We start from the raw sequence: 4,166 nt of genomic DNA, 5'->3' as shown, positions 1-4,166 counted from the left end.
TTTATCTACTCATCCAGAGACCGCAGAAAGGGTACGTTATTTAGAGGAGTTAATTGTTAATAGTGGTTATAATCGTTATGCTTATGAAGGAGTAGTATATCATGCCAAAATTAAGGAAAAAGCTAAAGCATTATTAGTAGAAAAGAAAAAGGATTTTTCAGAAATTTAGATAGGATACTTCTTGCAGAAGTCAGGGAATAGGGGGATGAAATTGTTGATTTCATATCTTTATTTTGAATTGATTTAATTAAAACTTTTGCAAGAGGTCTAGGGAATAGGGAATAGGGAATAGTAAAATTTCTGGTAGTCCTGCTCCTGTAATACCAATTTGATAAATGTTTGCTACAAATAGTTAGGCTATTTCTTAGGAGTAAACCCACCCCTCGCCCCTCCCCCTCCCAGGAGGGGAAGTTTTGTAATATTCTTTTTTTCAAAATGGTATTATCCGTAAATTATCAATCATATCAAATCCGTTTAATTGGACATAAAAAAATCTTCAATCGTCATAACTACCCTCATCTTTGTAATTCTTTCTCCTCCTGACTCCTGACTTCCCCTCCTGGGAGGGGTGAGGGGTGGGTTGACTCCTGAGGACTCCTAACTTAACCATTCTATGGCTGTTTAACCGGATTTGATATCATTTCTCTCTGTTCCCTGCTCCCTATTCCCCCTTTTCTGGAGATATTTATATATAGCAAAGAATGGGTTGGTTAGGACATAGACTGGTAATAAACTGTAAGACAGGGAAATATTTTTCCCACTATTGCCTATTGCCTGTTCCCTGTTCCCTATTCCCTATTCCCTGCTATAGCTAATTAATTCGACTTACCATCACTACCTAAATATTCTCGGTAGGAACAAATTTTATCTCCTCTGACATCAAAAGAAACTGCTACTCGATTTTTATAAGCTTTTCCCCACATTGGGCCTTCATCCCGAAATTCAAATACTACTGTTGTTTCGTTGCTAGTAATATTGTCTAAAGAAGTAATTGAAAGTCCTTCACTATAAGCTTCAGAAACATACTGAAAAAATTCTCTAGCGCGGTCTTTTCCTTCGTTTAAACCATGAAATTTTCCTACGGGAAACCAAAAGGTAAAGTCATCAGTAAGCATATCCAAAAATGCTTCCCATTCTCCAGTTGCTAAACCATGAGTAAATTTATCAAATGCTTTTTTAGCAACGGTAATTGTGTTTATTTCTGTTTGAGTCATTGTGGATTTTTACAACAATTATATTTGTATATAGCGCTACGCGCTAGGTAATAGGGAACAGAGAACAGGGAATAGGGAATGTAAGCATTTCCTGCGGAATGCTGCGCAAACAGCTATTAGCTGTCAGCTCTTAGCAATAAGACTATCCACTTAAGGACAGTGTTTAAATGAATATAAAGTTTAAAGTCAAGGAAGCTGACTTTCATATTAAGGTTTAATTATAGCTCAATTGATTAACCTTTTATCGCACGCCAAAAACAATAATAGCAATTATTTGTATTAAGTAAAGATATCTTGTTAGTTATTTACCTTATGAGGCTAACTGATAACTGATAACTGAAATGACCTACTCCCTGATTTATAAGTATTCAAGGGAACATCATATTAGAGATTTAAGAAATAAGCTCAACTTAAACAATCTAAAATTTTAAAATACTTTATAAATAACAGCCCCTGTTTCGGGGTGATTATCCATTTCTAATAAACCCTCTTTATATAATTTTTTTAACAGTTCTTTCATTTCTGGTACTGTTTTATTTGTAGCAATGATACAATCTGCTATTGAAATTCCATCTGGATTTTCCTTAGCTAGTTGAAGAATAATTTGTGTGTCTGATTTTGGGGGATTAGTTTCTAACATTCTCACTATTTGTTCTTGAGAAAAGTAATTATATATATCCCCAGAATCTAATTGTTTCTTGAAATTTTTGAGATTTTTCTGTTCTACCATTCCAGGAATAAAGAAGACATCAAACAATTGACCAATTCCTAATAAACCCGCAGTAGCTAACCACAAACTACCAGTTACATATTTCCCAGAATAAAATCTATGTAATCCGCAAATACCTAAAAAACCAGAACACCATAAAAGGTAAGCCATACCTGTATTTTTAGTTTCATATACTTTGGGATTATTAATAGTTTTAGATTTGTTCATTTTTTTACTTTCCATCTAAATAAACAACCTTATTTGAACTTTATATCTGACTCAATTACAGAATTATTACCTATAGAAAACTTCACCCAATTAGATGAATAAACCTGAAATTTTTATCTTTTTCTTTTAGGTTTAATACCCACCGTCACTTGCGGTGTTTACAATTAGTTGGGGTTAGAGTCCCCATCCACTTTTTCCTTCTTCCTTCTTCCTTCTTCCTTCTTTATTTTAAATATAACGAACTAAACTAGAATCTATATCTTCTATCTTAGCACAGCCACTCAATGCCATTGCCACTTCTAATTCATCGCGCAATAACTCCAACAAATGACCCGCCCCTGCTTCTCCATCCACTGCTAGTCCCCACAAAACCGGACGCCCAATTAAAACAGCTTTTGCCCCTAATGCTAATGCTTTGAGAATATCTGTACCCCTGCGTATACCTCCATCCATCAGTACATCAACTTGATGTCCCACTGCTGCAACTACTTCTGGGAGAGCATCAAGAGTGGCGATCGCTCCATCTAACTGCCGACCTCCATGATTAGAAACAATAATGCCTTTTGCCCCATGTTCTACAGCTCGAATAGCATCATCTTCCCGCAAAATTCCTTTAACTACTATAGGTAATGATGTCAATGACTGCAACCAGTCTATATCTCCCCAGGTAAGAGCTGGATCTAGTTGATTGGCAACATAAGCAAATAACCCAGACTCATCTTCTGTTTGAGGAATTTCTAAATTTGCCATCGACGTTAAATTAGCTAATTCCATGTCAGATGGTAAAGTAAACTTATTTCGGCGATCGCGTTCTCTTCTACCCAAAATTGGCGCATCAACTGTCAAGCATAATGCTTGATAACCTGCAGCTTCAGCTCTTTCTACTAAAGCACGAGTTAGACCGCGGTCGCGATGTACATAGAGTTGAAACCAAAAATTTTTTGGCACATTTGGAGCTAATGCCACATCTTCTAAATTTTTAGTGGACATGGTACTTAATACCATTATTGTTCCTAAATCTGCTGCTACTCTTGCTGTTGCTAATTCTCCTTCTGGATGTGCTAAACATTGAAAAGCCATAGGGGCAATTAAAATTGGCATTTTAATATGCTGTCCCAGGATTTTTGTAGTTAAATTTCGCTGGCTAACATTTACTAACATTCGAGGTCGTAATTTATATCGTTCATAAGCAGTACGGTTATCTTGCAAAGTAATTTCATCCCATGCGCCACTAGCATAATAATCTAGTGCCATTTGAGATAAATGTTGTATTGCCAAAGATCCATACTCGAAGATATTAATTGGTTTGTTCATTATTGTTGGTAATTGGTAATAGACATCTGGTGAAAAAGATATAGACTTTTTGTAACAGTAGGGAATAGGGAACAGGGAACAGGGAACAGGGAAGATGTTTTTAGGAAAAAAATACGGAAAATGATTTTGTAAGTAACTTTTACAACCCTAGTTTATAGTAAATAAAGAGCAAGTTTCTTTTCTGGAGATGTCTAATGATTAAATGTTGAAGAAGGCAGCTATGCTGAAGGAAAAATTGCTTATGGATAGTCAACGACCGGCCACTCCGTGTCTGATAACCCCAAGCAATTTTAAGCACCCTCGTTGACGGTGGGGTATTAAACCCGCAAAAAAAATGGTAATTTTCAACAGTTTAAATAGTGCTTATAGGTCTGATGCTGTAGAGGATAAAAATTTGTCTAGCATCTAATTAAAAAAAAAGGCTGTTTTTCAGAAATTTAACGCGAATACTCACTACTAAATTTCGTCATTTCAGTTATCAGTTATCCTCCTATAATCGGAACTACAAAATTCAGTATTTCTTGCTTCAACTAGAGGCTTTAAATCTAGAATATTCTCTTTTTTTATACCCTTAAAATGGGAGATTATTGACCATAATTTTTCGGTCATAACTAATTATCAAAATATTATAAATTTTGGATAAAAAATTAATTTATATTATATAGCAATCAGGAATCAGATGTGAAAATTGAAGTGTTCCA

Annotated in this window: 3 protein-coding genes; all 3 read right to left on the bottom strand. The window is 35.2% G+C overall.

The genetic code is table 11. The features are described from left to right. Window positions 1–815: 815 nt before the first annotated feature. Window positions 816–1,214, bottom strand: a complete 399-nt coding sequence (locus F6K13_RS21300) for a nuclear transport factor 2 family protein (protein ID WP_124143692.1) — start codon at window positions 1,212–1,214, stop codon at window positions 816–818. A 427-nt stretch (window positions 1,215–1,641) separates the two neighbouring features. Continuing rightward, entirely contained in the window at window positions 1,642–2,151 is a 510-nt protein-coding gene (locus F6K13_RS21295; RefSeq protein ID WP_124143693.1) for a TM2 domain-containing protein, read from the bottom strand. A 228-nt stretch (window positions 2,152–2,379) separates the two neighbouring features. After that, on the bottom strand, window positions 2,380–3,465 hold the full coding sequence (locus F6K13_RS21290) for an alpha-hydroxy acid oxidase (protein ID WP_124155182.1): 1,086 nt from the start codon (window positions 3,463–3,465) through the stop codon (window positions 2,380–2,382). Window positions 3,466–4,166 lie beyond the last annotated feature (701 nt).

The sequence above is a fragment of the Okeania sp. SIO2B9 genome (assembly GCF_010672505.1).
In the GTDB taxonomy this organism is placed as follows: Bacteria; Cyanobacteriota; Cyanobacteriia; order Cyanobacteriales; family Microcoleaceae; genus Okeania; species Okeania hirsuta.
The sequence above is the reverse complement of the archived record's forward strand: the minus strand, read 5'-3'. Positions and strand labels throughout refer to the sequence as shown.

What these genes read in the sequence shown, in the direction of transcription:
- F6K13_RS21300 (WP_124143692.1), bottom strand. Translation starts at nt 1,214, where the DNA reads ATGACTCAAACAGAAATAAACACAATTACCGTTGCTAAAAAAGCATTT.
- F6K13_RS21295 (WP_124143693.1), bottom strand. Translation starts at nt 2,151, where the DNA reads ATGAACAAATCTAAAACTATTAATAATCCCAAAGTATATGAAACTAAA.
- F6K13_RS21290 (WP_124155182.1), bottom strand. Translation starts at nt 3,465, where the DNA reads ATGAACAAACCAATTAATATCTTCGAGTATGGATCTTTGGCAATACAA.